Origin of the sequence: Rhodococcus sp. NKCM2511 (assembly GCF_014905595.1) — a bacterium.
GTDB classification, from domain to species: domain Bacteria; phylum Actinomycetota; class Actinomycetes; order Mycobacteriales; family Mycobacteriaceae; genus Rhodococcoides; species Rhodococcoides fascians.
Genome location: NZ_BNHJ02000003.1, coordinates 176,644 through 203,330 on the forward strand (window position 1 = coordinate 176,644; position 26,687 = coordinate 203,330).

The 26,687-nt window shown below is 66.0% G+C and carries 31 protein-coding genes and 3 tRNA genes; 19 read left to right on the top strand and 15 right to left on the bottom strand.

Going from position 1 to position 26,687, the window contains the following annotated elements:
- Positions 1 to 49: 49 nt before the first annotated feature.
- Positions 50 to 700 carry a zinc ABC transporter ATP-binding protein AztA gene (gene aztA, locus JLZ96_RS20305; RefSeq protein WP_201011116.1) on the top strand — a complete coding sequence of 217 codons (651 nt, stop codon included), beginning with the start codon at positions 50 to 52 and terminating at the stop codon, positions 698 to 700.
- A gap of 22 nt (positions 701 to 722) precedes the next feature.
- Here aztA and menE read toward each other — a convergent pair whose 3' ends face one another.
- Genes menE through JLZ96_RS20330 form a run of 5 tightly spaced genes read right to left on the bottom strand, consistent with a single transcriptional unit; the run spans position 723 to position 4,010 of the window.
- Entirely contained in the window at positions 723 to 1,859 is a 1,137-nt protein-coding gene (gene menE / locus JLZ96_RS20310) for an o-succinylbenzoate--CoA ligase (RefSeq protein ID WP_201011117.1), read from the bottom strand.
- A gap of 10 nt (positions 1,860 to 1,869) precedes the next feature.
- Complete coding sequence (locus JLZ96_RS20315; protein WP_032386215.1) at positions 1,870 to 2,184, bottom strand: DUF3349 domain-containing protein; 315 nt, start codon at positions 2,182 to 2,184, stop codon at positions 1,870 to 1,872.
- A 4-nt stretch (positions 2,185 to 2,188) separates the two neighbouring features.
- Positions 2,189 to 2,518 (bottom strand): DUF3349 domain-containing protein, encoded by a 330-nt coding sequence (locus JLZ96_RS20320; RefSeq protein WP_032369750.1) that lies wholly within the window; start codon positions 2,516 to 2,518, stop codon positions 2,189 to 2,191.
- A gap of 26 nt (positions 2,519 to 2,544) precedes the next feature.
- A complete protein-coding gene (locus JLZ96_RS20325; RefSeq protein ID WP_027498305.1) occupies positions 2,545 to 2,832 on the bottom strand; it encodes a hypothetical protein in 288 nt (95 codons plus the stop codon).
- Between the two features lie 5 nt (positions 2,833 to 2,837).
- Positions 2,838 to 4,010: an inorganic phosphate transporter gene (locus tag JLZ96_RS20330; protein ID WP_032386216.1), complete on the bottom strand. Its 1,173-nt coding sequence runs from the start codon at positions 4,008 to 4,010 to the stop codon at positions 2,838 to 2,840.
- A gap of 177 nt (positions 4,011 to 4,187) precedes the next feature.
- Here JLZ96_RS20330 and JLZ96_RS20335 point away from each other — a divergent pair, with 177 nt between their 5' ends.
- Both JLZ96_RS20335 and JLZ96_RS20340 read left to right on the top strand, forming a co-directional pair.
- Positions 4,188 to 5,516, top strand: a complete 1,329-nt coding sequence (locus JLZ96_RS20335; protein WP_236254182.1) for a hypothetical protein — start codon at positions 4,188 to 4,190, stop codon at positions 5,514 to 5,516.
- A 105-nt stretch (positions 5,517 to 5,621) separates the two neighbouring features.
- Positions 5,622 to 6,893, top strand: coding sequence for an EAL domain-containing protein (locus JLZ96_RS20340; RefSeq protein WP_027498302.1), 1,272 nt, complete (start codon positions 5,622 to 5,624; stop codon positions 6,891 to 6,893).
- On the opposite strand, the gene JLZ96_RS20345 is transcribed toward JLZ96_RS20340, so the two are convergent.
- The 3 genes from JLZ96_RS20345 to JLZ96_RS20355 form a co-directional block, all read right to left on the bottom strand.
- On the bottom strand, positions 6,890 to 7,270 hold the full coding sequence (locus JLZ96_RS20345; protein ID WP_027498301.1) for a VOC family protein: 381 nt from the start codon (positions 7,268 to 7,270) through the stop codon (positions 6,890 to 6,892). The genes JLZ96_RS20340 and JLZ96_RS20345 overlap by 4 nt on opposite strands.
- Positions 7,271 to 7,371: 101 nt before the next feature.
- Positions 7,372 to 8,493 (bottom strand): diguanylate cyclase, encoded by a 1,122-nt coding sequence (locus JLZ96_RS20350; RefSeq protein ID WP_236254183.1) that lies wholly within the window; start codon positions 8,491 to 8,493, stop codon positions 7,372 to 7,374.
- A 6-nt stretch (positions 8,494 to 8,499) separates the two neighbouring features.
- Complete coding sequence (locus JLZ96_RS20355) at positions 8,500 to 9,393, bottom strand: 1,4-dihydroxy-2-naphthoyl-CoA synthase (RefSeq protein ID WP_201011118.1); 894 nt, start codon at positions 9,391 to 9,393, stop codon at positions 8,500 to 8,502.
- 68 nt (positions 9,394 to 9,461) lie between these two features.
- Between JLZ96_RS20355 and JLZ96_RS20360 the strand changes: the two genes are divergently transcribed.
- Genes JLZ96_RS20360 through JLZ96_RS20370 form a run of 3 tightly spaced genes read left to right on the top strand, consistent with a single transcriptional unit; the run spans position 9,462 to position 11,570 of the window.
- Complete coding sequence (locus tag JLZ96_RS20360; protein WP_027498298.1) at positions 9,462 to 10,106, top strand: PaaI family thioesterase; 645 nt, start codon at positions 9,462 to 9,464, stop codon at positions 10,104 to 10,106.
- Entirely contained in the window at positions 10,103 to 11,074 is a 972-nt protein-coding gene (locus tag JLZ96_RS20365) for an o-succinylbenzoate synthase (protein ID WP_032390593.1), read from the top strand. Before JLZ96_RS20360 ends, JLZ96_RS20365 begins: the two co-directional genes overlap by 4 nt.
- A 52-nt stretch (positions 11,075 to 11,126) precedes the next feature.
- Positions 11,127 to 11,570 carry a DUF6918 family protein gene (locus tag JLZ96_RS20370; protein ID WP_027498296.1) on the top strand — a complete coding sequence of 148 codons (444 nt, stop codon included), beginning with the start codon at positions 11,127 to 11,129 and terminating at the stop codon, positions 11,568 to 11,570.
- 42 nt (positions 11,571 to 11,612) lie between these two features.
- Here the strand turns inward: JLZ96_RS20370 and JLZ96_RS20375 are convergent, their stop codons facing one another.
- Genes JLZ96_RS20375 through JLZ96_RS20390 form a run of 4 tightly spaced genes read right to left on the bottom strand, consistent with a single transcriptional unit; the run spans position 11,613 to position 15,579 of the window.
- Complete coding sequence (locus tag JLZ96_RS20375) at positions 11,613 to 13,010, bottom strand: DUF2252 domain-containing protein (RefSeq protein WP_032386218.1); 1,398 nt, start codon at positions 13,008 to 13,010, stop codon at positions 11,613 to 11,615.
- A gap of 22 nt (positions 13,011 to 13,032) precedes the next feature.
- Positions 13,033 to 13,881, bottom strand: coding sequence for a siderophore-interacting protein (locus JLZ96_RS20380; RefSeq protein ID WP_201011119.1), 849 nt, complete (start codon positions 13,879 to 13,881; stop codon positions 13,033 to 13,035).
- 49 nt (positions 13,882 to 13,930) lie between these two features.
- Positions 13,931 to 14,995: an AbrB family transcriptional regulator gene (locus JLZ96_RS20385; RefSeq protein WP_032381386.1), complete on the bottom strand. Its 1,065-nt coding sequence runs from the start codon at positions 14,993 to 14,995 to the stop codon at positions 13,931 to 13,933.
- Positions 14,992 to 15,579 (bottom strand): flavin reductase family protein, encoded by a 588-nt coding sequence (locus JLZ96_RS20390; protein ID WP_032365245.1) that lies wholly within the window; start codon positions 15,577 to 15,579, stop codon positions 14,992 to 14,994. Before JLZ96_RS20390 ends, JLZ96_RS20385 begins: the two co-directional genes overlap by 4 nt.
- Positions 15,580 to 15,641: 62 nt before the next feature.
- On the opposite strand from JLZ96_RS20390, the gene menD reads away from it, so the two are divergent.
- The gene (menD, locus tag JLZ96_RS20395) at positions 15,642 to 17,252 is read left to right on the top strand and encodes a 2-succinyl-5-enolpyruvyl-6-hydroxy-3-cyclohexene-1-carboxylic-acid synthase (RefSeq protein ID WP_201011120.1); all 1,611 of its coding nucleotides are present in this window, start codon (positions 15,642 to 15,644) and stop codon (positions 17,250 to 17,252) included.
- Here the strand turns inward: menD and JLZ96_RS20400 are convergent.
- Positions 17,249 to 17,752 (bottom strand): DUF2505 domain-containing protein, encoded by a 504-nt coding sequence (locus JLZ96_RS20400; protein ID WP_094665472.1) that lies wholly within the window; start codon positions 17,750 to 17,752, stop codon positions 17,249 to 17,251. The genes menD and JLZ96_RS20400 overlap by 4 nt on opposite strands.
- Before the next feature lie 55 nt (positions 17,753 to 17,807).
- Between JLZ96_RS20400 and JLZ96_RS20405 the strand changes: the two genes are divergently transcribed.
- From JLZ96_RS20405 to JLZ96_RS20420, 4 genes are all read left to right on the top strand, one after another.
- Positions 17,808 to 18,275: a DUF3592 domain-containing protein gene (locus tag JLZ96_RS20405; RefSeq protein ID WP_201011121.1), complete on the top strand. Its 468-nt coding sequence runs from the start codon at positions 17,808 to 17,810 to the stop codon at positions 18,273 to 18,275.
- The gene (locus tag JLZ96_RS20410) at positions 18,268 to 18,693 is read left to right on the top strand and encodes a glutaredoxin domain-containing protein (RefSeq protein ID WP_236254184.1); all 426 of its coding nucleotides are present in this window, start codon (positions 18,268 to 18,270) and stop codon (positions 18,691 to 18,693) included. The genes JLZ96_RS20405 and JLZ96_RS20410 overlap by 8 nt, the downstream gene beginning before the upstream one ends.
- 63 nt (positions 18,694 to 18,756) lie before the next feature.
- Positions 18,757 to 19,896, top strand: a complete 1,140-nt coding sequence (locus JLZ96_RS20415; RefSeq protein ID WP_201011122.1) for a glycosyltransferase family 1 protein — start codon at positions 18,757 to 18,759, stop codon at positions 19,894 to 19,896.
- 14 nt (positions 19,897 to 19,910) lie between these two features.
- Entirely contained in the window at positions 19,911 to 20,606 is a 696-nt protein-coding gene (locus JLZ96_RS20420; protein WP_027498286.1) for a demethylmenaquinone methyltransferase, read from the top strand.
- A 12-nt stretch (positions 20,607 to 20,618) separates the two neighbouring features.
- Here the strand turns inward: JLZ96_RS20420 and JLZ96_RS20425 are convergent, their stop codons facing one another.
- Positions 20,619 to 21,866 (bottom strand): geranylgeranyl reductase family protein, encoded by a 1,248-nt coding sequence (locus JLZ96_RS20425; RefSeq protein ID WP_201011123.1) that lies wholly within the window; start codon positions 21,864 to 21,866, stop codon positions 20,619 to 20,621.
- Positions 21,867 to 22,160: 294 nt separating this feature from the next.
- Here JLZ96_RS20425 and JLZ96_RS20430 point away from each other — a divergent pair, with 294 nt between their 5' ends.
- Both JLZ96_RS20430 and htpX read left to right on the top strand, forming a co-directional pair.
- A complete protein-coding gene (locus tag JLZ96_RS20430) occupies positions 22,161 to 23,180 on the top strand; it encodes a polyprenyl synthetase family protein (RefSeq protein WP_032365250.1) in 1,020 nt (339 codons plus the stop codon).
- A gap of 87 nt (positions 23,181 to 23,267) precedes the next feature.
- Positions 23,268 to 24,137: a zinc metalloprotease HtpX gene (gene htpX, locus JLZ96_RS20435; RefSeq protein WP_027498283.1), complete on the top strand. Its 870-nt coding sequence runs from the start codon at positions 23,268 to 23,270 to the stop codon at positions 24,135 to 24,137.
- Positions 24,138 to 24,203: 66 nt separating this feature from the next.
- Here htpX and JLZ96_RS20440 read toward each other — a convergent pair whose 3' ends face one another.
- Complete coding sequence (locus JLZ96_RS20440) at positions 24,204 to 24,704, bottom strand: YajQ family cyclic di-GMP-binding protein (RefSeq protein WP_027498282.1); 501 nt, start codon at positions 24,702 to 24,704, stop codon at positions 24,204 to 24,206.
- Between the two features lie 175 nt (positions 24,705 to 24,879).
- Between JLZ96_RS20440 and JLZ96_RS20445 the strand changes: the two genes are divergently transcribed.
- The 6 genes from JLZ96_RS20445 (at position 24,880) to hadB (ending at position 26,619) form a co-directional block, all read left to right on the top strand.
- Positions 24,880 to 24,962 (top strand) — tRNA-Tyr (locus JLZ96_RS20445).
- Positions 24,963 to 25,145: 183 nt separating this feature from the next.
- Positions 25,146 to 25,218: transfer RNA gene (locus JLZ96_RS20450), tRNA-Thr, on the top strand.
- Positions 25,219 to 25,281: 63 nt separating this feature from the next.
- Positions 25,282 to 25,354, top strand: a tRNA-Met gene (locus JLZ96_RS20455).
- Between the two features lie 81 nt (positions 25,355 to 25,435).
- Complete coding sequence (gene rpmG, locus JLZ96_RS20460; RefSeq protein WP_027498281.1) at positions 25,436 to 25,603, top strand: 50S ribosomal protein L33; 168 nt, start codon at positions 25,436 to 25,438, stop codon at positions 25,601 to 25,603.
- A gap of 91 nt (positions 25,604 to 25,694) precedes the next feature.
- Complete coding sequence (hadA, locus tag JLZ96_RS20465; protein WP_048316186.1) at positions 25,695 to 26,207, top strand: (3R)-hydroxyacyl-ACP dehydratase subunit HadA; 513 nt, start codon at positions 25,695 to 25,697, stop codon at positions 26,205 to 26,207.
- Positions 26,194 to 26,619 (top strand): (3R)-hydroxyacyl-ACP dehydratase subunit HadB, encoded by a 426-nt coding sequence (gene hadB, locus JLZ96_RS20470; protein WP_032365253.1) that lies wholly within the window; start codon positions 26,194 to 26,196, stop codon positions 26,617 to 26,619. The genes hadA and hadB overlap by 14 nt, the downstream gene beginning before the upstream one ends.
- Positions 26,620 to 26,687 lie beyond the last annotated feature (68 nt).

Here is a 26,687-nt window from a genome sequence, read left to right on the forward strand (position 1 = left end):
GGGAGCCTAATGAGATTGATAACGATATTCAAAATCGTATAGTGGCAATGTGAACACCTCAGCTGTCAGCGCGTCGTCCGAGTTCGCTCGCCTCCGGGGCGTCCGCGTCGAGTTCTCCGGCCACACGGCACTCGCAGGCGTCGATCTGGACCTGTTACCCGGTCGGCTCACGGCCATCGCAGGGCCGAACGGTGCCGGCAAGTCCACGTTGCTCGAGGTGGTCGCCGGCACCCGGCCACTGACGGGCGGGACCCGAAGCGCAACTCGCGCAATTGCATTCGTTCCGCAGCGCGCTGCTGTGCCGGATCGGTTGCCGTTGACCGTATGGGACGTCGTGGCAGTGGGTGCGTGGGGACGCCTCGGCCGGTGGCGTCCGATGAACACCGAGGCTCGGGCATCGGTGCGCGACGCCCTCGAGCGCCTCGACATCGCGGAACTGACCGGCATGCCGTTCGCCGACCTGTCCGGAGGGCAGCGTCAGCGGACCCTACTGGCTCAGGGTGTGACCCGCCGGGCCGATCTCCTGTTGCTCGACGAACCCACGACAGGTCTCGACGCCGCTAGTGGACAACGGATTCGAGCCGTCATGCGTGAGGAGACGATGCGCGGAGTTGCCGTTGCGTGTGTGTCTCACGATCCCGAGGTGTTGGCCGCGGCCGACCGAGTCGTGCGACTCGAGGACGGTCGAATCGTGTCCTGACGGATACGCGCGTCGGGTGCTCTCACCGCGCTGCCAACGCGGCTCGCAATCCCGCGCGGTCCAGTTTGCCCGGACCCCGCGTCGGCAGTGCGTCGACGAGGAACAGCTCCCGCGGTGCAGCGGTGGCATCGAGCGACTGCTCGACGTGAGAGCGCAACTCCGCCAACGTCACCGGCGCAGAGGCAACCACTGCTACCACCACCTTCTGGCCGAGGCGCTCATCCGGCAATCCGACGACAGCGCACTCGCGGACAGCGGGATGCGTTGCCAGCGCGGCTTCGACCACCTGCGGTACGACGGTCAAGCCGCCCGTCGAGATGGCCTCGTCGAGTCGACCGGTGATGCTCAGCACTCCGTCGATCATCGTGCCTGCGTCGTCCGTGCGGAACCATCCTGGCTCGGCGAACGCCGGGTGATCGGGTAATCCGCGATAGCCCGAGGCCAGAGTCCGCCCGCCCAGAACCACTCGTCCGTCGTCGATCCGAACGACGGTGCTGTGCAACGGAACTCCGTCGTACACGCAGCCGCCCGCGGTTTCGCTCATGCCGTAGGTGCGTACCAATCGAACGCCCGCGGCAATGGCTCTCTCGCGCAACGGAATCGGCGTGGCAGCGCCGCCGAGCAACACGGCGTCCAGCGATGCCAGTGCTGCAGTGGCCTCGGGGTTCTCGAGTGCTTTGACCAACTGGCCGGGCACCAGGGAGGTGTAGCGCTGCGGACCCGACATCCGTCCCACGGCCTCGATCAAGGCGGCCGGGTCGAAGCCGGCAGAGACGTCCATGATCACCGGCGACGTGCCGGCGAGCACGCTGCGCAGCAACACCTGCATCCCGGCGATGTGGTGTGCGGGCAGAGCCAACAGCCACGAGCCGGGGCCGCCGAGGCGCTCCTCGGTTGCCGTCGCCGACGCGACCAGTGCGGACGCAGACAGCATGGCACCCTTGGGAATTCCCGTCGTCCCCGATGTCGCGACGACCAATGCGACGTCGTCGTCGATGGGGGTTCCGGGGGCCAACGCGTCGTGCAGGCGTCGGATCTCGCGTGGATCGTCGGCGGGGACGGGGAGGACGGCCGGGCCGTCGCCGGCCAGCAGACGGCTCAGCCGCGGCAGGATGTCTGCCGCGGCCGAGCCTGCTGGAATGGGAACGCTCTCGAGCACACTGGCGAGATTAGTCCTTGCGCCGGATCGTGAACGGGTCGGCCAGAGGCCAACCCCCGGCGGCGAGGTTCGCGCGCACCCGATTGACGTCCTCTTCTCTAGGCAGCTCGTTGGTGACCTTGGTGATGGTGACGGAAATTCCGGCCTTGTCGGCAGGTAGCTGGCCGTCGGCGATGAGGGCATCCATCACCGACTGCACTTCGTCGTCGGACAGTCGCCGATTCAGAAGGGCAAGGAGGGGAACGTAATCCGCTTCGGGTACCCCGTCGGGATACCCACCGCGGAGCCACTCGACGATCGAGTGGAGAAACGACGGGACCGGCATGGTCTTACAGGGCAGCCGGATCCGCGAGCGGCCAGCCACCGGCGGCCAGTCGTGCCGAGACACGGGAGATGTCCTCGGCCGTCGGCTCGGCGTCGATCTGGTCGCGGATGTACGTCGCGATCTCCTCGGTCGAAATGGCACCGTCGTCGAGTGCACCGTTGGCGGGAGAGACGAGTTCGAGAACGATCTCCTGCACCTGAGCGTCGGTGAGTGCGGCGCGGCGCAGAAGGGCGACGAGCGGGAATCGGTCCTTGGGCGGAACGCCCTCGGGGTATCCGGCTCGGAGCCATTCGAGCACCGAGGCCGGGAATGCGGTCTTGGTGGAGTCGGTCATGAGAGCTGTACCCCTTCTCGGGTGTGTCAGAAGACGGAGATGCCGAATGTGCTGTCGAGGAAGTTCTTCATGATGAAGAGAATTCCGGCCACGATCGCGACGACGACCACTGCGAAACAGAGGACGGCCGCGGCGGTGGCGACTGCGGGTCGGGCCACGCGTGTGGTGCCCGAGGCAGTGGCCTCGTCCGAGGGCTCACCGACCGAGAGTGCCTTGAGTCCGAAAGCGAAGATCGCGGGCAGTCCGGCACCGAGCAGCAGGCCGACGAGAACGACCTGCCAGAGCGAATCGAGTGTGTGCTTGAGGGTTTCCATGATGTTCAGACCTTCGCGGGGGAGTCGGTTTCGGCGGCGGCAGGAACGAGTCCGCCGTCCCATTCGGCGTTCACGTTGTCCGGATCGACGGGTTCGCGGCGCGAGCGGATGTACATGACGGTGGCCAGGGCGACGAGGATGGCGAAGACCACGAGGATGCCGGGCAGACCTCCGATCGTGTGGGCGAGCAGCCAGCATGCGGCGCCGACCACGCCGGCGAGCGGCAGGGTGATGACCCAGGCGACGGCCATGCGTCCTGCGACGTTCCAGCGCACGGCGGCACCGGGCTTTCCGAGTCCCGATCCGAGGATCGAGCCGGTCGCGACCTGCGTGGTCGAGAGCGGGAGGCCGAGGTGGCTCGACGTCAGAATGATTGCCGCAGAGGATGACTCGGCTGCCATGCCCTGCGGGGATGCGATCTCGACGAGGCCCTTACCGAGGGTGCGGATGACGCGCCAGCCGCCGAGGTAGGTGCCCAACGCGATGGCGAGGGCGCACGTGACCTTGACCCACAGGGGCATCTCGGCGTCCGGCGAGACGGTCCCGTACGCGACGAGCGCCAGGAAGATCACGCCCATCGTCTTCTGGGCGTCGTTGGTGCCGTGGGCGAGCGAGACGAGTGAGGCCGAACCGATCTGGCCCCAACGGAATCCGCGCTCCTTGGACTTCTCGGGAACTGCGTTGGTGATGCGGTAGATGATCCAGGTGCCGACGGTGGCGACGAGGCCGGCGACGATGGGGGCCAGCACGGCGGGCAACACGATCTTGCTCCACACCCCGTCCCACACGACGCCGCTGGTTCCCAGGCCCGCCATGGTGGCACCGATGAGGCCGCCGAACAGTGCGTGCGAGCTGCTCGACGGGATGCCGAGCAGCCAGGTGGCGAGGTTCCACAGGATGCCGCCGACGAGGCCGGCGAAGATGATGGTCAGCAGGGCCTGGCCGCCGGTGTCGCCGAGATTGACGATCCCCTTCGCGACGGTGGCTGCGACCTCTACGGACAGGAAGGCGCCGACCAGGTTGAGGACGGCAGACAGGGTGACCGCGACCTTGGGCTTCAATGCCCCCGTTGCGATCGACGTCGCCATGGCGTTGGCGGTGTCGTGGAAACCGTTGGTGAAGTCGAAGGCAAGGGCCGTCACGACCACCACGAGAAGTACGAGAAATTCAGCGCTCACGGTGGAAAGTGTGGGACACGAACGGCCATTCGCGGAAATTTCTTGCGAAGTGTTCTTCTCGGGTGCCGCGAAGTCGTCTTCAGTTCACCTCCCGTTCACCTTTTTGCCTTATATGTCCACTTCGTCTGTGGCATAGCGCACGACGGTGGTCTCCTCTGGTCGAAGCATTGTGGAACAGTGGACGACGTGAAGGGATCCGGTATGGATGATGCGGTGTCGGCCGCCCTGTCGTACTTCGATTCCGTCGATCCGGCTCTTGCCGCCGACGCCCGGCTCGGGTGGGACGGACTGGCCGCGGTGTCGCCGCCTGCGGGGCCGACACAGCATTCCGTACAGACATTTCTGTGGATCTATCTGCGCCACGCGGCCGAGGGCCCCGACCGGGCCGTCGACATCGCCCGTGCGCTCGGGGATCTGCTCGAGCGGCTGGGACGGGTCGCGTATGCGGAGATCGCACGCAGCGGCGTGACGGACGAGCTCGTACGTGCCACCGACGATGCGATCTGGCTGCAGCAGTACCGCGTCGCCACCGAGAAATCCGGTATCGGAGCAGTCGACACCGAATTGGTGACGTGGCAGGACGCTCCGACCGGGGTCGAGCGGGCCATCGTCGAAAAGATCGGTGAGACACTCGAAGTGGCGACCATTGCCGGTGAGTTCGAGCCGTCGAAGCCCGGTGGCAGGCCGCTGGGAGTCACCGCACGGGCGACGCGTCGCCGCGGCGTGACCGACGCGGTGCTGACCTCGGAGCAGGGCAAGAACGGCACGGACGACGTTCTGCTCGAACAACTTCTCGACCACCGCATCGAACTGTGGAGCAGTTACAGCGCTCCACGAGCCGAGCTGTACCTGGGGTTGCGCGAGGCGCTGCACGAGGCGGTCGAGCCGGTGTACGGGTGCGTGCGCAGACTCGAGAGCTTCATCGGGTGCATCGGCGACGGCGTGGCGCTGACCGATGCCGGGTATCTGCCGGACGATCTGGTGGCGCGGATTGCTCGCACTGTCTTTCCGGTAGCCGAGCGTCCGCAGTTCGTCGGACGCGAACTCGATACCGACAAGGTTCTCGCTCTCCGGCGTCTGGTGATGCGACTTCGGTTGATGCGGCGCTCCGCAGGCAGGCTGGTTCCGACGACGCGCACCCGGCAGCTGAGCTCGGACGGATTGTGGCGCGTGCTCACCGGGGGAATCGTCGGCAGCGACTACCACCCCGACTCGATCGCTGCGGAGGTTCTCCTGGCCCGGATGATCCTGGGCAACGACATCGCCGACGCTCAGGCGACGGCCGACGATTCGGCGCGACTGTTGCGTGCGGAGGGATGGACCCATGCGGGGGAGGAGCCGGAGTCGGAGCACGCCGAGACTCTGGCGGACACGTTGATCGCAGAACTCGACGCTCTCGGAGCGTTCCGCTCGGCCGACAATCGCGTCGCAACCGACGAAGGCGCACGGGTGGCCGCGGCTGTGTTGCGTCATCGGCTCCTGCACACGCGCTTCCCGGCATTGTGACGAGCTCGAGATGGGGTTTGCCTGCGGTCTGCCGTTCGTGCACGGTTAAACTCGGTTCCACCCGGGTCGAGAGCGTGCCCGGATGTCGGCTGCGAGGAGATGCTGGTGGACGGTGAGGTGCACGACACCGCACGCTCCCAGTCCCGGCGGCAGAGCGACTCGGCTCGCCGCTACCTCGATCTGGAAGCAACCACACCCGCGTTGCGCTCCACCGTCGAATTCGCGGCACGCAGTGTCGGATTCGCCATCGCCCAGCTGAATGTGTTGGACGAGGACACCCAGTACACACTGGTCAACATCGGCGGTCCACCGATGTCCACCGTGGTGCGGGCCGACACCCTGTGCGACGACGTGGTGCGCACGGGAGTGCCTGCGGTCGTCGCCCACGGCCGGGTCGATGCCACCACCCGGCAACGCGCGTTGCTCGACGAGAACGGCATCGAGTCCTATGCCTCGGTTCCGCTTCGCGGACGAGAAGGGCTGGTGATCGGCACTCTGTGTCTGCTCGACCGCACCTCGAGGCCCCTCTCCAACGACCAGATGCAGGAGCTCGAACAGTTCGCGTCCGTCCTCGAGGAGCAGCTCGATCTGCATCGGCGGGTCGGCTCGGGATCCACCCGACTCGGCAGCGACAACGACATTGCCGACTCCCTCGCCGACGGTCACATCGTGCCGTGGTTCCAGTCGATCGTGGACCTACGGACAGAGGAGATCGTCGGCTTCGAGGCATTGGCGCGCTGGCACCATCCCACTCGGGGTCTGGTGGTGCCCGCGGACTTCGTGCCGTTCGCCGAGGCGAGTGAACTGATCATCGACGTGGATCTGAGCGTGCTCGCGCAGGCGGCCGCGGAGATGAAGAAGTGGCACGTACACCGACCGGACCTGCGGCTGACCGTCAACATTTCCGGACGTCATCTGGCGCATCCGGACGGCGTCGGCCAACTCGAACGTGCGATCGCGTCGACCGAGGTGTCGCCGAAGTCCATTTCGCTCGAACTCACCGAGACCTCGTCGGTGACGCCAGGGCCGTTGTTGCGCAAGCACATCGACGACGTGCACCGGCTGGGTTTCCGCGTCCTGCTCGACGACTTCGGCTCCGGCTGGTCGTCTCTCGAACGCTTGGTGACGTTGCAACCGGACGGCATCAAGATCGACGGACATCTGACGCGGTTCATCGACACCGTGGCCGGTCGGGCGATGATCAAGTCGTTGGCCTCGGTCGCCAAGGATCTGGAGCTGACGATGATCGTCGAGGGGATCGAGAGTCGAGCTCAGGCCGACGCCGCTCTCGATCTCGGATGCACTCTGGCGCAGGGATATCTGTGGTCGAGGCCGCAATCGGCGTCGGCGGTACTGCGAACCGTCTCGGGTGGCTAGCGAGTATCCCGGCGGAGTGGGTGGTCCTGCGGAATCTGCACCAGCACGATGGGGATTCCATCGGGATCCTCGATCCACATCTCGATGAGTCCCCAGGGTTCGGTGGTCGCCGCCCGCACGATCGCAATGCCGGCCTGCTCCAATTCCGCTGTGGCAGAATCGATGTCGCGCACCTGCAGCCACAGTGCCCCGGAGAACGAACCCGGCTCCTCGGTGCCACCGTGCGCTGCGATCTCGATCAACCCTTGGCCTGCGAACAGCACCGTGCCGCCGGGATATTCACGGCACACCGCAAGAGACAGGCCGTCTCGATAGAACTCGAGGGTCTTCCGGTAGTCGACCGGGCGCAGGATGGTACGTGCAGCGAGGATGTCCACCTCGCATGGATATCACGCAACCGACCATCACTGCCGCAGGATGGTCACAGCGAGAGTGGAGCCTGCGGAACGACCCGGATCAGTGGCATCGATCAGTGGCATCACAGCACCGTCGTGACGATCCGGTTTCCGCCGGCTGCTTTGGCCTCGTACATCATCGAGTCCGCCACCCGCATCGCCCGCGTCACGAGGTCGAGGTTCTGCTCCCACAGGGGTGAACTCGCGTGCAGGATGGCTGCCCCCACGCTGACCGTCACGGCGACGCCGTCGTCGGGATCGCGCATGGCTCGTCGAACACCATGGATCAACGCATCGATGTGCAGGCGCGACGTCGAGACCACCGCGAGGTATTCCTCGCCGCCGGTGCGTGCGATCACGCCGTATCTACCCATGTGTGCGCCCAGACGCTCGGCGACGCGAACGATGACGGCGTCACCCTCCTCGTGCCCGTAGTCGTCGTTGACGGCTTTGAAGCGATCGATGTCCACGACCACGACGGCCGAGCAGCGATCCTCCTCGCGGCCGAGCAACCAGACGTCGTGGATCACCGATTCGAGCCCGCGCCGATTCAGCAACCCGGTGAGCGGGTCGAGCAACGAACTGCGGGCGTCGTCGGTCAACACGGTGACCAACAGATGCGAGGTGAGCGGCACCCCGGCGATCGCGAGCAACACCACGTCGGTCCGGAAGATCAGTGACGCGACGTCCACGTCGCCGGTGCGGTACGTCGCCACCGAGGCAGCGATGGTGCACGCCACCGAGAAGATCAGGTGAGCCACCAGCCACCGTGGACTGACGAAGAACGTACAGAACGTGCCGATGACGGCGAACAGCGCGCACGTCAGGATCGCGTCGGCGATCGGGTTGACGAGGATGGACGACGCGGTGCCCAGATCGGCGAACACCGCGAATGCCACCACCCCGAGACGGCCCGGGAACGGCTTGACGATCCACGCGGCCGCGACCGCCACCGCCATGACGACCAGGAATGCCTTCCAGCCGATTGCCGCGGCGTTCCGCGTGGCACCGTCGGAGAAGAGGGCCACCACCGCCAGAGCGCCGTAGTTCAGCGTCAGGATTGCCATCACCCATCGGATGAGCTTTCCGGTGGGCCGCGAGTTCTGGAAGTCCGCCATCCAGCGGTAGTCGTACGGCTGCGTGAACCAGGCCCACAGAGCACCCGCGGCAGTACCGCGATCGCGGTGATGCGAGTTCGGGGTCACGAAGCGTCAGAAATATCGAGGAAACGGCGACCAGTCGGGCTCGCGCTTCTCCAGGAACGCATCGCGTCCCTCGACGGCCTCGTCGGTCATGTACGCCAGCCGGGTGGCTTCACCGGCGAACAACTGCTGGCCGACGAGACCGTCGTCCTGCAGGTTGAACGCGTACTTGAGCATCCGCTGCGCCTGCGGCGACTTGGCGTTGATCTTCGCGGCCCACTCGATGGCGGTGTTCTCGAGTTCGGCGTGATCGACCACCTTGTTCACCGCGCCCATGCGGTGCATTTCCTCGGCCGAGTACGTCTCGCCGAGGAAGAAGATTTCACGGGCGAATTTCTGCCCGACCATCTTGGCCAGGTACGCACTGCCGTAACCACCGTCGAAGCTGCCCACGTCGGCGTCGGTCTGCTTGAAGCGAGCGTGTTCGCGGCTCGCGAGCGTCAGATCGCACACCACGTGCAAGCTGTGCCCGCCACCCGCTGCCCACCCGTTGACGAGGCAGATGACGACCTTGGGCATGAAGCGGATCAGCCGCTGCACTTCGAGAATGTGCAGACGGCCCGCGCGAGCCTTGTCGACCGTCTCGGCCGTTTCACCGTCCGCATACTGGTAGCCACTTCGTCCGCGAATGCGCTGATCGCCGCCGGAACAGAACGCCCAGCCGCCGTCCCTGCTGCTCGGCCCGTTGCCGGTGAGCAGCACCGTTCCCACGTCCGAACTCACGCGAGCGTGTTCGAGCGCGCGGTACAGCTCGTCGACGGTGTGCGGCCGAAAAGCGTTGCGAATCTCGGGACGATCGAACGCCACCCGCACGGTCGCGTCGGACACGTGGCGGTGATAGGTGATGTCGGTCAGATCTTCGAAGCCGGGAACGGGACGCCACAGTGCGGGAGTGAAGGTCACGTGGGCCAGCTTAACGGCGGCGAGGGCTGAATCCGCTGCGGCCGGGCGATGCAGCTAGCGTGCAGGTCATGACCGATCCGATGCAGCTCGACCGCAGTTCCGACCCCGATTACGACCACCACGGCGGCTTCCCGCGTTTCGTTCCGGCGAAGGTGGGGCCGGAATACGGGCAGTTGCTCGAGGCACTGCGCACGGTTCAGGATCTCGCGGTGTCCACGTCGCTGCCCGCAGACGTCACCGAGGCAGCCGCGAGCAAGACTCGGGAACTGATCGAGTTGTTGGAGCCGCACGTGGTCGCCGAAGGCAAGCAGACCGCGGGGCGGGTACCTGCTCTGCCGGGCCGTGGTTCGCTGCTGCTGCCGCCGTGGATCATCGAGAAATTCGCAGCCGACGGCGTCCGTAGCCGTGGCATGTTCCGTCGCTTCCACCTCGGTGGCAACGCCGCCGCGCACGGCGGCACCCTTCCGCTGCTGTTCGACGACCTCTTCGGCCTGATCCAGCATGCCTACGGTCGGCCCATCAGCCGGACCGCATATCTGCACATCAACTACCGCAAGGTGACCCCACTGAACACCGAGTTGGTCGTCGAGGGTGCCGTGGACAAGGTGGAGGGTCGCAAGACGTTCATCAGCGCGAGGCTGACGGACCTGGACGGCAACCTGCTCGCCGACTGCGAGGCATTGATGGTGCAGCTCCTCCCGGGGCAGCAATGATTCCCCCGATCGACGATCTGCTCGACGGTGCGCACGTGCTCTCGATGCCGATGCGGACGAAGTTCCGTGGGATCACCACCCGTGAGGTGATGTTGATTCGTGGTCCCGGTGGGTGGGGTGAATTCTCTCCGTTCCCCGAGTACGACGACGTCGAGTCCGCCCCGTGGTTGGCGTCGGCGATCGAGGCCGCGTGGGATGGCCCGCCGAATGCGGTGCGTCGACGCATCGCGGTCAACGCGACCGTGCCCGCGGTCGCCGCCTCCGATGTGGCGGGCGTGCTGAGCCGCTCACCCGGGGCCGAAACGGCGAAGGTGAAAGTGGCCGAGAAGGGGCAGAGCCTGGCCGACGACGTGGCTCGCGTTCGTGCGGTGCGCGAGCTGGTGCCGCGGGTGCGGATCGACGCCAACGGGGGCTGGACCGTCGACGAGGCAGTCACTGCGTTGGCTGCGATCACTGCGGACGGGCCACTCGAATACGCGGAGCAGCCGTGCGCCACGGTTGCCGAGCTCGTCGAGCTGCGGCGACGGGCTCCGGGAGTTCGGGTGGCCGCGGACGAGAGCATCCGTCGGGCCGAGGATCCGATGAAGGTCGTGCGGGCCGGCGGCGCGGACATCGCGGTACTCAAGGTCGCTCCGCTCGGCGGCATGCGCGCACTGCTCGAACTGGCCGGCGAACTGGGGGAGTACGGCGTGCCGGTGGTCGTGTCGAGTGCACTCGATTCGGCTGTGGGCATCGCCTCGGGGCTCGCCGCTGCCGCCGCGCTGCCGCATCTCGAATTCGCCTGCGGACTGGGGACGGGCAGTCTGTTCGTTCGCGACGTCGCACCGGCACCCGAGGTGGTCGACGGAACGTATCCGGTCCAGAGCGTCGAGCCGGATCCGCACGCGTTGATCGAACTCGGTGCCGACGCCGAGCGCACGCAGTGGTGGATCGAGCGAGTGCGACGCTGCCACGCACTGCTGCGGTAGTGTTGCGCCCGGTCCGCGTGGGGCCGCCGACACATCTGGGAGGAAGTTCGAAGTGGTTGCTGCACTGAAGGATTCGCTGCTCGACGAGTCGAAGGCCGACGCTCTGCGCGTCGACGTATTGGCATTGATCGACGCCGAGGTAGCCGACAAGAAGGGCGCGAGTGGCCTCGCGGTCAAGGGGGGCTACGGCGCAGTGAAGAAGGTCGGTCCGTCCTACATCGACAATGCGGTCTCGGCTCTGTGGCCCGATTTCGTCGACAAGCTCGATCCGTTCTGGCAGTCGTACAACGCCGCCCCGCAGGGCACGTTCGGTGAGTATCTCGCCGCCAACGGAGATGCCGCGTCCGACGCTCTGCTCTCGGTCACCGATGCGCGCATCGAGGAGACGGACAAGTCCGTCGTGAAGAAGTTCTACGGCAGCCTGCGTGGCTCGGCGAAGAAGAACGTCACCGAGGCACTCCCGCGCGTCGGCGATCTAGTCGCCAAGCACGCCTAGTGCGCTCCGCGCAGTGGCGTGGTTATGTGCCCCCTGAGGCACTCAACCACGCCACTGCCGCAGGCACTCCCAATCGGCCTCGGTTTGGTCGGCGTAGAGCCGCGCGAATCGGCACAGTGCGACGTCGAGTTCATCGGAATCGCCCGTGTATCCCGAGATCATCGACGCGCCGCTGGTGCGAGCGTGTCCCTTCGCGAGTAGTCGACCCACCACCCGCGCGTAGTCCACCAGCGCGGGTGCATCGATCGACGAGAGATCGATCGTCCCCTTCATGTTGCGGAACTGCCGCACGTAGTACTGCCGTCCGGCGATCGTGCACCACCCCAGCAGTGGATCGCTGACCGTCTGCAGATCCTGCTGGTACTCCACCACGCGTTGTCCCTGATGGTCGTGCCAGGCCGATTCGCCGTGCACGTACGGGGCGAGCACCGACCGTCTGGCCTGCTTGAGCTGCAGGAACACCACGTCGTCCGCGCTGGTGCCTTCGAGCAGTGCCACGTACGCCCGGAGCCCGACACTGCCGACTCCGACGACGCGATGCGCGACGTCGATCAACGTGTATCCCCCCAGCACCCGACGCCAATGCGGGGTGAGGGTGCCCAGGTATTCGTCCAGTCCGACGGCCAGCAACTCCTCGTCCTCGGCCGAGATACGGGTGGTGATCGGCGGCTCCTCGACGATCCTGCGAGTGCCCTCGTGTTCCTCGGTGAATCTCGGCAGGACGCGGTCACTGGTGCGTCGACGCGCTTTCTTGGTGGCGCGTTTGATCTCCTTCCGCAACGATCCCGCAGTGGCATCCCGTTGCAGTTTCTCGGCCGTCAACCGTTGGAACGACCGCGACATCAGCGGTTCGTCGGCGAGGCGCGCGACCTCGATTCGATACGCGGACACGCAGGCGGCGACGGCATCGCGGCACCGATCCTCGCTGCGTCCGTTCTGACGGCCGGCCACCCAGATGCTCGCGGCGAGGCGTCGTAGATCCCATTCCCAGGCACCCGGGTGTGCTTCGTCGAAGTCGTTGAGGTCGATGACGAGGTCGCGTTCGGGGGAGGCGTAGAAGCCGAAGTTTCCGAGGTGGGCGTCGCCGCTGATCACCGGGTTGATGCCGGTGGACGGCAGCATCGCGACGTCACGGGCCATGACGATGGCCGTCCCGCGCAGAAAGCCGTACGGGGATTCGACCATGCGCTCGAGGCGCGTGGGGATGAGCCATTCGATCCGGCCCTGGTGCGAGTACTCGATCTGCTGCACCGGGTCCGGGCGATCCGGCGGCGGTGTCCAGTCGCCCAGCGATGCGATCGGGACCTTGTCGCGCAGGCGTCGACCCAGCTCGTATCGTTCGGCTCGGGGGAGTGGCCGCGCACGCAACGATGCGTACGGTGCGCTGTCGACTGCTGCCGAGTCGGTGACGACGGTATGACCTTTTCCGGAGCCGGGCATGTGAAGTCACACTAATCGAGGGCTACGGGGCGGCTTTACCGAACTTCCAGTATCCGGTGAAGCAGATCCGAGACTTGGGTACGGAACGCTCGTTCACCAGGTATCTACGCAGGCCCGTCGCCAGCCCCTGTTCCCCGGCCACGTACACGTACGGATCGCCGTCCGGAAGCTCGGCTTTCTGCACCGCGGCCAACGCGGCCTCGCCCGGCTTGGCCAGCGGGTTGGGGCGCACGATCCATTCGATCTCGACGCCTGCGTGCACGTCCTGCTTCTGGATGTCGGCCTCGGTGGGCACTTCGACGAAGGCCTTGACCCGAACGTCGGCCGGCAACGACCGCAGTATGCCGAGAATCGCCGGGGCAGCACTCTCGTCGCCGACGAGCAACTGCCAACTCGATTGTCCCTCGAACGTGTAGATGCGCCCTTCGTCGAAGATCGCGACGCGATCGCCTGGGACCGCCCTGGTAGCCCACGACGACGCCGGCCCACTGTGACCACCGGTTCCGCCGCCACCATCCACGTCGCCGTGCACCACGAAGTCCACATCCAGCTCCGGGCCGTCGCCGTACGTGCCCTCTCCCGCAGCGCGGTATCGGCTGACCGTGTAGTTGCGGACCGCCGGCTTGGTGTCCTTGGAGAACGTCAGATACTGGGCGTACCAGAGCATCGAGGTGGCGCTGGGGATGCGCGGCTCGTCCTGGCCCGGCTGCGGCAGGAACAGGCGAAACCAGTGGTCGTAGCCCATGTAGCGGAAGTTCGACAACGAATCGCCGCCGAGGGTTACCCGGATGAAGCTGGGGCTGATTCGGTCGCTCCCGAGCACGGTCAGGCGGTAGAACGCGGGGTTCTCCGGTTTGAGGTACTTACCCATGCCGCACAGGTTAGCCGACCCTAAGCTGTGATGGGGTTCCGTCGATCTCTCACTCGGGCCGACCGCGCCGGTAGCGCTGGACCACCTTGGCTCCGACGGGTACTGCGAACAGCATCATGAACACGCGGATCACCTGGGCGGCCACGACGAAGGTGACGTTCGCCCCGGTCGACGCGGCGATGGCCAGCACGGCGTACACCCCGCCGGGAGTGGTCGCGAGGTAGCCCTCGTAGCCGCTCGTCCCCGTCGCGGACGCCAGCCACAGGCCGAGCATCGCGCAGCAGACGGTGACGGCGATGATCAACATCAGCGATGCGGGTAGGACCCGCGAGATCGACTTCAAGCTGGCGACGGTGAACCGCAGTCCGGCCTGCCAGCCGATGACGATGTACGCCGCCCACAGCAACAGCGTCGGGACGGACGCGTCGAACGAGACGCCGAGCACGTCGGCGAGCGTGGCGATCATCAGCGGGCCGAGCAGGGCGGGGGCGGGCAGCCGAATCGCTTTGGCCAGCATTACCCCGATGACGCCGCAGATCAGGACGAAGGCGAGGTCGATCCACAGCGCCTCGTGTACGTCGGCGGTGACCGACGACTGTCCGGGTTGGGCGTCGAACACCAGGGTTGCGACCAGCGGCAGCGTTGTGGTCACCAGCACGACACGCAGGTATTGCACCACCGCGACCACGCGTTCGTCGCCGCCCAACTCCTGGGTGATCGCCACCAATCCCGAGGCTCCGCCTGCGACCAGCGCCAAGGAGCCGGTCAGTGAATCGATGTCTTTACGAAGCCCCAACAGTGCGCCGGCCGCGATCGACAGCAACAGGGTGCCGATGCATGCCAGCAGTACCGGCAGCCAGGTATCGCCCAGCGAGCTCAGAGTGTCGCTCTGCACCAGCGTGCCGATTTCGACGCCGAGGATTGCCTGCGCCGCCATGCCGAGCCTGCGGGGGAGCGGCGCTCGCTCGGTTCCGGTCGTCGGAGCCCATCCGGCGAGCGCGAACACGATCGCCACCAGCAGTGCGACGAACAATGCAGCCGACGGCACACCGAGTGCATCGGCCCCGACGGTCAGTGCGACCGTGACGAGAACCAGCAGCAGCCAGCGAATCAAGAAGGTCGCTCGATCTCGCGAACCTCGGGCGGCAGTCCCCACTCGGTACGGCCGAGTCGACTGAGCGGAGCGATGGTCTCGAACTCGGGCAGGCCGTCCTCGGCGAGAAATTCTGGTCGAACCGACACCGCGACGACGCTGCCCATGACGACGAAGCAGTTTCCCACCTCGACGACGCGGTGCAGCGTGGCTTCGATGGCGATCGGGGCCGCGGCTACCCGCGGCGGCGTGACGATCGCACTGGGTTCGCTCTCGATGCCGACGGCCTCGAACTCGCTGACGCCGTGCTCGAAGCTCGCCGAGCTGCCGTTGACCTGATCGACCAACGGTGCCGTGGCCAGATTGACGACGAACTCGCCGGTGGCCTCGATGTTGCGCAGACTGTCCTTGCGGGTCACGGACGTGAACTGGACGACCGGCGGCTCCACGGACGAGACGGTGAAGAAGCTGTAGGGCGCGAGGTTCGCCACACCGTCGGCCGAGACCGTGGAGATCCACGCGATGGGCCTGGGGACCACCGACGCGGTGAGTAGCTGGTAGAAGCGGCGGGAGGAGACCTCGTCGGGCCGGAAGACTGTACGCACGCCTCAATACTGTCAAAGCCCGGTTGCGGCGGCCGACCGGAGCATCTGACACTCTGGAAACTGTGAATCCGTCCACCGCTCAGGCCACTGCAGTCGTCGACGAACTGGCGCGCAGCGGGATCGAAGACGTCGTGCTCTGTCCCGGCTCGCGCAACGCCCCGTTGGCCTTCGCTCTGCAGGAAGCCGACGCGGCCGGCCGGTTACGACTGCACATGCGGATCGACGAGCGGACCGCCGGATTCCTGGCCATCGGACTGAGCCTGGGCAGCGGCCAACCTGTCCCGGTGGTGATGACGTCGGGAACAGCGGTGGCGAACCTCGGGCCCGCGGTGCTCGAAGCGAACTACGCCCGGATCCCGCTGATCGTCATCAGTGCCAACCGGCCGTACGAGATGCTCGGCACCGGTGCCAACCAGACCATCGAGCAGTTGGGCCTGTTCGGGTCGCAGGTCCGCGCGACGATCAGCCTCGGGCTCGCCGAGGAAGGACCCAAGCAGAACAGTCAGTGGCGAAGCGCGGTCTCGCGGGTGATCGCTGCTGCGCGCGGTGCGCGCTCGGGCAACGCCGGACCGGTGCACTTCGACATTCCACTGCGTGAACCGTTGGTCCCCGCTCTCGGCGATCCGGGGGCGCGGCCCGAAGGACGTCCTGACGGGATGCCGTGGACCTCGACCACCCAGGCGACCCTCGACGTCCCGGTCGAACTCGATCTGTCGGTCGACACCGTCGTCGTGTCCGGGCACGGCGGTGCCGTTCGTCCTGAGCTCGCCGGCTTGCCGACCGTTGCCGAGCCGACCGCGCCACTGCACGGAATCGCGTTGCATCCCTTGGCTCTTGCGCAGTTGAAGCCGCGTCAAGCCGTCATCACCGGTCGCCCGACCCTGCACCGGCAGGTGTCGGCGCTGCTCGCGGATCCGGCGGTGGACGTCATCGCGCTCACCACCGGCCCGCGCTGGCCCGACGTCTCGGGCAACGTACTGGCCACCGGCACGCGTGCCGTGACCACCGGCGCACCCGACCCCGCCTGGATCGCCCGTTGCGCCGCGCTGTCCGAGAGAGCGGAAAAGGCTGTGCACCAACAACTTCGAGAGCACCCCAAGCCGACGGGTCTGCATGTGGCCGACGCGGTGATGTCGGCATTGCAGCCCGGAGATCAGCTGGTGCTCGGAGCCTCCAACCCCGTGCGCGACGCGGCCCTGGTCTCGACTCCGATCCCGGGCGTGAAGGTCCTCTCCAACCGCGGCGTGGCCGGCATCGACGGCACCGTCTCGACGGCCATCGGTGCGGCGATGGCCGGAAAGCGCCGCACCGTGGCACTTCTCGGTGATCTGACGTTCCTGCACGACGCGGCCGGTCTACTCATCGGCACCGGTGAGCCGCGTCCGGACGACCTGACGATCGTCGTCGCCAACGACGACGGCGGCGGCATCTTCGAGCTTCTCGAACAGGGCGACCCGCAGTACGCGGGTGTGTTCGAGCGGGTGTTCGGAACACCGCACGGAATGGACCTGGGAGCGTTGTGCGGGGCCTACCGCGTGGAGCACCACCTGGTCGACTTGGCCGATCTGGCAACCGAACTCACCGGCCATGCCGACGGAATCCGCGTGTTGGAAGTGACCACGGATCGGTCCGGGCTGCGCGACCTACACGCAGCGATCCGGGCCCGTCTCTAATTCTGTTGCGCAGCAACCCATTCGAGTGTTTCGCCGGTTTCCTGATCGATCATGTCCTTGATCATCTTGTTGATCAGGTCTTCGATCTTGCCGCCGACGAGCGGAATCTTGACGGTCGACTCACCCTTGACGATCAGTTTCGCTCCGGTGCCGTCGGGGCGAAGCGAGAGGGTGCCGTTCACCTTCGCGGGTAGACCCGTGGTGCCGCCGACCAGCGTGCCCTCGGCGTGGTCGCCCTCGAGCGGACCCCAGTGGTCGGTACGCGAGACGATCAGCTTGCCCTTGATGACTTTCGTGACGAACCCGGGCAGTTCGGACGTGCCGACTTCCTCGGTGATGTCCACGGTCAAGCCGCCGTCGTCGTGCTTGGTCATCTCGTACCCGTCCGTCTTCTTCGCCTTGGCGAAGCGGGCGGCCCACTGGTCTTCACTGGTGAGTGCGGCGTGCACGTCAGCGGGCGGATTGGACGATTCGACGGTGAACTCGAAGCTGCGCGACATGAGCACAGAGGCTACCGGAGCGGAGGCGAACCGGCCGCGAAGTAACCTGAATGCTGTGACCGACACCGAGAGGGGCAGCCGAACTCTGCACAGAATCCGGCTGGTCGTGCTCGTGGTCGCGGTCGCCATCTCGGTTCTGTCGGTCCTTTTGGTGGTCGGTGCCTGGCGAAACGACGTCACCATCGACTCCGACAAGGGCGTCGCGACGGCCGAGGTGCTGTCGGCGGGCAAATTGCGTTCGGCGGTCAGTTTCATCACCCCCGACGGCGTGACCCACAATCCCAGACTCGGCGTGCTGTACCCCACCAATCTCGTCGTGGGGCAGCGCATCGAGGTCGAGTACTACAAGGCGGACTCCGACGACAGCGACAGCGACCTGCTGGTGCGTGTCGCCGGCCGTGACGCCGCGGTAGCGATCGTTCCTGCCGGATCGGTCATCGTCGTCACGTGGCTCATCGCCGGGCCTGCCCTGTTCTGGTTACGTCGCAAGGAGACCCAGCGCAAGGAGGCACAGAATGCGTAATGCCAGACAGTGGGTCATCGCTGCTGTCGCCGCAGTGGCCGGGTTCGCGTTGGTGAACTTCGGCAACATCGCGTCCTCGATGGTGATCATGGTGCTCGTGGTGGTGTTCCTGCTCGTCCTGACGACTCCGGTGCTGTATCCCCGTTCTCTGTCCGACAACGCGTCTCGAGTGGCTGCGACCGAGAAATCGGTGCCGCTGATCTACTGGCGTCCCGGTTGCATCTTCTGCCTTCGGCTGCGGGTTGCGCTGTTGCTCCGCGGAAAGAACGCCGTGTGGACGAACATCCGCGCAGATGCTGCTGCCGCAGCGCGGGTTCGGTCGGTGAACGACGGGAACGAGACGGTTCCGACGGTGTTCGCGGGCTCCGAACACCGCACCAACCCGGATCCGTCGTGGGTCGCCCAGCAATTCGTGTGACGTTGGCCCACACGTAACGTCGTCCATGCCTGGGCGACTGCGTGGCCACCCACACTGAGGACCGTGCGAGTAGCCATCGTTGCGGAATCGTTCTTACCCAACATGAACGGCGTCACCCACTCGGTGATCCGTGTCCTCGAACATCTCGAGAAGACCGGGCACGACGCCATCGTCGTCGCCCCCGACAACCCGTCGGGACCGCGAGCGGCGACCTGGCACAACGGCGTCCCGGTCCACCGAGTGCCGTCCGTGATGGTGCCGAAGGTCAGCTCCCTGCCCGTCGGTGTTCCTGGCCTCGGGATGGTCTCGGCGCTACGGACCTTCGCGCCCGACGTCGTGCATCTGGCGTCCCCGTTCCTGCTCGGAGCGGGCGGCCTGGCCGCCGCCCACCGCCTCGACGTGCCTGCCGTCGCCGTCTACCAGACCGATGTCGCAGGATTCGCCGCGAGCTACGGCCTCGGCTTGACCTCGAAGGCCGCGTGGCGTTGGACCAGGAGACTCCACCGCGGAGCGGCCCGCACTCTGGCACCGTCCACCTCGGCCGTCGACGCGCTCGAGCAGCACGGCATCCCGCGCGTACACCGGTGGGCCAGGGGAGTGGACGCGGTTCGGTTCGCGCCCTCGGCCGCGTCGGCCACCCTTCGCGGCCGATGGGGAGCCGGCGAAAAGCTGATCGTCGGGTTCGTCGGCAGGCTCGCGCCGGAGAAGCACGTCGAGCGGCTCGCCGTGCTGGCCGCAGATCCGTCGGTTCAGCTGGTGATCGTCGGCGGCGGACCCGATACGGCAGCACTGCAGGCGTTGATGCCGAATGCGATCTTCACCGGGCAACTCGGGGGAGACGAACTCGCGCAGGCCTACGCCAGCTTCGACATCTTCGTCCACCCCGGCGAACACGAAACCTTCTGTCAGGCAGTCCAAGAAGCCCTCGCCAGCGGAGTGCCCGTCATCGGGCCCGACGCCGGCGGACCCCGCGATCTGGTCTCGCACTGCCGCAACGGCTACCTACTGCCGGTCGACAAGTTCACCGAGCTGCTGCCCAGTGCAGTCGGCGCCCTCGCCGAACCCACCACCCGTGCCCGCTTCGGCAACGCCGCCCGCCGATCGGTTCTGCACCGCACCTGGCCTGCCATCTGCGACGAGCTGATCTCCCACTACTACGACGTGCAAGGCATCACAGCGCCACGGGTGACCGAAGCAGCCTGAGTAAGCTGGAGTTCGTGGCCACGACATCGCGCGCAACCCTGGAAAAAGAGCCCCACGAGGTGGCGTCGATGTTCGACGGCGTCGCCCGCCGCTACGACATCACCAACACCGTTCTGTCGTTCGGCCAGGACCGCAGCTGGCGCAAGCTGACCCGCCGAGCCCTCGACCTGAAGCCGGGCGAGCGGGTGCTCGATCTCGCCGCCGGCACCGGCGTCTCCACCGTTGAACTCGGACGCAGCGGAGCCTGGTGCGTCGCCACCGACTTCTCCAAGGGCATGCTCCGAGCCGGACTCTCCCGCGGAGTGCCGATGGTCGCCGGTGACGCGATGGCGCTTCCGTACGCCGACGCCAGTTTCGACGCCGCCACCATCTCGTTCGGCCTTCGCAATGTCTCCGACTTCGATGCAGGTCTGCGCGAAATCGCCCGGGTCACCAAACCCGGTGGGCGTCTTGTGGTCTCGGAATTCTCCACCCCGGTCTTCGGCCCGTTCCGCACGGCATACATGGAGTACCTGATGAAGGCGCTCCCCAAAGTCGCTCGCGCAGTGAGCAGCAACCCCGACGCCTACGTCTATCTCGCCGAGTCCATTCGCGCGTGGCCCACCCAGGAGCAGTTGGCTCAGCGCATCGCCGACGCCGGCTGGACCGACGTGCAGTGGCGCAACCTCACCGGCGGAATCGTGGCTCTGCACAAGGCAATTCGGCCCTGAGTCCGCGCGCGGCTACGAAAACGGCGGCCGCGAATCGATTTTCAGTGACGTGGTTCCTGCGGTTCGCCACGTACGAGCGACGAGGTCGCTGTCGGCCTCGGTGACCAGGTTGCCCATGCACCGGACCGCGACTTTCATCAGTGCCCGCGAGCGCATGCCCACCGGGCCCGCTGCGGGCAGGAACCTCGGCACGGTCAGCAGTCCGGCGAGGCGTCGAGCAATGGAGAAGGCTTGACCGTAGTGCTCACGCAGCAGGGTCGGCCAGGCGTCGGTCAGGTCGGCGTGATCGAGAAGGTCGACGACCATGCGGCCGCCTTCGAGTCCGTAGTCGATGCCCTCACCGTTGAGTGGGTTCACGCACGCTGCGGCGTCGCCGATGATCGCCCAGTTCACCCCCGCGACGCCGGAGACCGCCCCGCCCATCGGCAGCAGCGCCGACGCGACCGACCGCAGCTCGCCGGTCAATTCCCATTCCGACCGCCGCTGCTGGGTGTACAGGTCCAGCAGGGGACGCAGGGCTCCCGGTGCGGGCCGGGTGGCGGTGGCCAGCGTGCCGACGCCGATGTTGATGTTGCCGTCGTTCAGGGGGAAGACCCATCCGTAGCCGGGCTGCAGCGTGCCTGCGCCGTCGCGCAGTTCGAGGTGTGAGCTGATCCATTCGTCGTCGCTGCGCGCAGACGTGATGTACGCGCGGGCGGCGACGCCGAACGCGGTGTCGCGGTGCCACTGGCGTCCGAGTTGCTTGCCCAGCGTGGACCGGACTCCGTCGGCGACGATCAGAGTGCGGCACGCGACCTCGTGGCTGCCTTCGCCGGTCTGCAGCGTCACCGTTCGGACCGCATTTCCGTCGCGGGTGACGGACACCGCTTTGGCACCCTCGGCCATCACAGCCCCGGCCTCGACGGCGACGCGGCGAATACGGTCGTCCAATTCGGTTCGCGGGACGGCGCTGCCCACCGCCGGGAAAGATCTGCTCGGCCATTCGAGCTCGAGTTCCTGGCCGAACCCACTCAGGCGCAACCCGCGATTGCGCGCGGTACCGCGAACCCATTCACCCAGGCCCAACCGATCGAGTTCGGCGACCGCGCGCGGAGTCAGCCCGTCGCCGCACGTCTTGTCCCGGGGAAAGACGGCCGCGTCGGCGAGTACGACGTCGCGGCCGGAACGCGCTGCCCACGCTGCCGCGGACGATCCTGCGGGGCCCGCGCCCACGACCAACACATCGGTCGAGGAGGGCAGGGCCGGGTTGGATGAGGTCACAGATCCCAGTATCCCGATTGCCGCGGTGCTGCGCCGTCAGGGCCTTCGGTCGACCGTTGTCGAGGCCCTGCTCATCGGGGGTGTTCACCGTCGGAGCGGTGACGTCGTTCACTCATTGGCCCTGCAGGCCGCGTCGGGAAGCGACTCGGGCTCGGTTCGGTGAGGGAATAGTCACCTGTGGTGGGCGGCACCGTCGTGCGAGTGTGCACACTAGGTTCACTACGGTAGTACCCGAGCAGCAGTTTCCGTCATCCATCGCCGCTCGACGCCGACGACAGGACAGGGATCAACATCGTGAGTACAGACGACGCGACCGCAGTAACGGTCGTTGCCGGAGTCGACCTGGGTGACCCGGAGCTCGCTCGATCCGTCGCCGACGGTCTCGCGCGCGTCGAAGAGCTGATGATCAGCGAACTGTCCGACGGCGAAGAGTTCCTCACCGAGGCTGCTCTGCATCTGGCGAAGGCCGGCGGTAAGCGATTCCGACCCCTGTTCACCGTGCTGACCGGCCAGCTGGGGCCGTCGCCGACAGATCCGGCGATCGTCACCGCCGCCACCGTGGTCGAGCTGGTGCACTTGGCGACGCTCTATCACGACGACGTCATGGACGAGGCGTCGATGCGCCGCGGAGCCGAGAGTGCGAACTCACGCTGGGGCAACAGTGTGGCCATTCTCGCGGGCGACTACCTCTTCGCACATGCGTCGCGTCTGGTGTCCACCCTCGGACCCGACGCCGTCCGCATCATCGCCGAGACCTTCGCCGAGTTGGTCACCGGGCAGATGCGCGAAACGATCGGGGCCAAGAGCACCGACGATCCCATCGCGCACTACCTGAAGGTCGTGTGGGAGAAGACCGGGTCGCTCATCGCCTCCTGTGGGCGCTTCGGCGGCACGTTCAGTGGCGGCGATGCCGAGCACGTGGGACGCCTCGAGCGCCTCGGTGACGCTGTCGGCACCGCGTTCCAGATCTCCGACGACATCATCGACATCTCCTCGGCCACCGAGCAGTCGGGTAAGACTCCCGGCACCGACCTGCGGGAAGGCGTGCACACCCTGCCGGTGCTGTTCGCGCTCCGCGAGGAAGGTGCCGACGGCGACCGCCTGCGCGAGATCCTGGCCGGCCCGGTCACCGAGGATGCGCTGGTCACCGAGGCCCTGGAGCTGTTGCAGCGATCACCCGGCATGGTCGCGGCCAAGAAGACCCTCGGCGAGTACGCCGACCGCGCCCACGCCGAGCTCGCACTGCTGCCGCAGGGACCGGCCAACGACGCCCTGGGCCGACTGGTGAACTACACCGTCGAACGCGTGGGGTAGTCGCCCACTCGGTGGTCGGGAACTGCACGTCGGGGTGCCGTCGTTGGATCGGGTAGGAACACCCGGTACGAGGAGGCACCCGTCACGATGAACAGTTACGCCAACGGTGCGAAGACATTCGGCCTGCTGGTCGGGATGTCTGCGCTGATCGTCTTCATCGGTTCGTTGTTCGGTAACTCGATGATTCTGATCGGGTCGATCGTGCTGGCCGTCGGCGTCAACGGCTACGCGTACTTCAACAGCGCGAAGATGGCTCTGAAGTCGATGCACGCGGTACCGGTCAGTGAGCTCGAACAGCCCGCGATGTATCGGATCGTGCGGGAACTGGCGACAACGGCGCATCAGCCGATGCCCGCGCTGTACGTCAGCCCGACCAACAATCCCAACGCGTTCGCCACCGGGCGGAACCCGCGCAACGCAGCCGTGTGCTGCACCGAGGGCATACTTCGGATCCTCGACGAGCGGGAACTGCGAGCGGTGCTCGGACACGAACTCTCGCACGTCTACAACCGCGACATCCTGATCTCGTCGGTGGCCGGTGCCATGGCGTCGGTCATCTCGGGTCTGGCGAACCTGGCCTTCTTCGCCAACGTCTTCGGCGGACGCGGCAACGGGGGACCGAACCCGCTCGCGCTGCTGTTGGTGTCGATGCTGGGACCCATTGCGGCCAGCCTGGTTCGCCTCGCGGTCTCTCGTTCTCGGGAGTATCAGGCCGACCAGTCCGGTGCCGAGCTGACCGGCGACCCGTTGGCGCTGGCGTCGGCACTGCGAAAGCTCGAGCAGGGGGTGCAGCTGGCACCGCTGCCGCCCGAGCCGCGGCTGGCCGCGGAGTCGCATCTGATGATCGCCAATCCGTTCCGCATCGGCGACAAGGCGGGCGCGCTCTTCGCCACCCACCCGCCGATGGCCGACCGAATCGAACGGCTCGAGCGGATGGCCGGCCATCGGCCGTACTGAGCGGAGCCTGCGGCATGTGAGTGGAACTTCGTAGCCTGCTACGAGGTTCCACTCACATGCGGCGCTCTACCGGTAGTTGACGAACTGCAGGGCGATGCCGAAGTCCTCGTTCTTGAGCAACTGTTGGATTGCCTGCAGGTCGTCGCGCTTCTTGCTGCTCACGCGCAGCTCGTCGCCCTGGATCTGCGCTTTGACGCCCTTGGGGCCGTCGTCGCGGATCTTCTTGGAGATCTTCTTGGCGTTCTCGGTGCTGATGCCTTGCACGAGTTTGCCGGTAACCTTGTAGACCTTGCCGGACGCGGCCGGGTCGTTGGTCTCGAAAGCCTTGAGCGATACGTCGCGTCGGATCAGTTTCTCCTTGAAGACGTCCAGAGCTGCCTTGACCTTCTCCTCGGATTCGGACGTGATGACGATGGTCTCGGACTCGCCACTGCCGGACCACTCGATGCTGGTGTCCGATCCTCGGAAGTCGAAGCGGGTCGCCAGCTCCTTCGCGGCCTGTCCGAGAGCGTTGTCCACTTCCTGCCGGTCGACTTTGCTCACTACGTCGAAGGACGAATCAGCCACTTCTCACACTCTCCAGTCGAATCGAAAATTTGTTTCTGCGGTGGTGTCGGTCCACATCCCGCTGGGACTTTATCGGCCCGCTACCGACCGTATCCACCCGGTTTGCGTTCCGGGGGGACGTTCGTTGTATTCTTCTCACCGCGCCGAAGACCAGCACGGACTTCGATCGCAGCACGGCAGATTGCCCGAGCGGCCAATGGGAGCGGACTGTAAATCCGTCGGCTTATGCCTACGTAGGTTCGAATCCTACATCTGCCACACCTGGAACCCCGGCGAGAAATTTTCTCGCTGGGGTTTCCATGTGAAGAGGACATATCAGGGCCGCTGACCTCGCAATTTGGCAGTCGGTGCTCGGAATGTGTAACCTCTTGAAGGCTTCAGCGCACGGCTTGTTCGTGTTCTGAGGTGGAGCCTGCGGAACGAGAGTTCCCGTAGTCACCCGCCCCCTTAGCTCAGTCGGTAGAGCGTTTCCATGGTAAGGAAAAGGTCAACGGTTCGATTCCGTTAGGGGGCTCGCTGGATTGGATGGCTCGACGTCGCGCTCCCGTTCGTGGGATGGTGGACGATGAGCACCTGAGGCGGTGTAGCTCAGTTGGTAGAGCAAACGACTCATAATCGTTGCGTCGCCGGTTCAAGTCCGGTCACCGCTACACAGTAGGCAAGCACGGCAAGTAGCACGCATGAACAGTCCTGATTGACCCAGATCAGATTTACCCGAAAGTAGGCGTCCAGTGGCCTCCTCCACCGATGTGCGGCCCAAGATCACCTTGGCCTGCGAGGTTTGCAAGCACCGCAACTACATCACCAAGAAGAACCGTCGGAACGATCCCGACCGTATCGAGCTGAAGAAGTTCTGCTCCAACTGCGGCACGCACCGGGCGCACCGCGAGTCTCGCTAGGTCCAACTGCCCTTCTGTAAGGGTAGAAAAGGTCGTTTCCACCGTGTCACAAGCACCACACGATGCTGCGGCATCATCTGAAATTCCGGCCATGGATGTATCCGCTCACGCGGCGTCCATGGTCGGTTTTCATTACCGCGTCGACGACTTCTACGAGGTCGGCCGCGAAAAGGTCCGTGAGTACGCGCGTGCGGTCCAGGACTTCCATCCCGCGCATCACGACGAGGACGCAGCGAAGGGCCTCGGTTACGACGGTCTCCTCGCGCCCTTGACCTTCATTTCGCTGGTCGGCATCATCGCGCAGACGCGGATGTTCAAAGAGGTCATCACCGGGTACGACCCGAGCCAGATTCTGCAGACCGATCAGCGGCTGCAATTTCACCGCCCGATTCAGGTCGGCGATCGACTGGTGTGCGATGTACACCTCGAGTCGTTCCGTCAGATGAGTGGCAGCGACATCATGACCACCAAGAACATCGTCACCGACCAGAACGGCGAGGTCGTGCAGACGACGTGGACGACCATTGTCGCGCGTACCGGCGGCGAGGTCGACGAGAACATCGCGCACGCGGTCAAGGAAGTGATCATGCATGGCGCTTCGTAGCTTCGACGACGTCTCCGTCGGATACGAGTTGCCGGAGCGAGTCGTCATGCTCACGCGCGGCGATCTCGTGAACTACGCGGGTGTCTCGGGAGATCCGAACCCGATTCACTGGAGCGACGAGGTCGTCCGCCTGGCCGGCCTGGACAATGTGATCGCGCACGGCATGCTGACGATGGGCCTCGGTGCCGGGTTCGTCACGTCGTGGCTGGGTGATCCCGGTGCGGTCACCGAATACAACGTTCGCTTCACCAGCTCGGTCTACGTGTCCGAGGACTCCGCGGCTGCGGTCGAGTTCTCCGGCAAGATCAAGTCGGTGGATGCGGACGAGAGAACTGCCGTCATCGCTATCGTGGCGAAGTTCGAGGGCAAGAAGATTTTCGGGCGAGCGACCGCTACGGTTCGCTTGGCCTGATGATGGGTCGATCCGGACGGCCACCGAGCTGCCGGAACGACGGGATTTATCTGTTCCGAAGGGTGTGC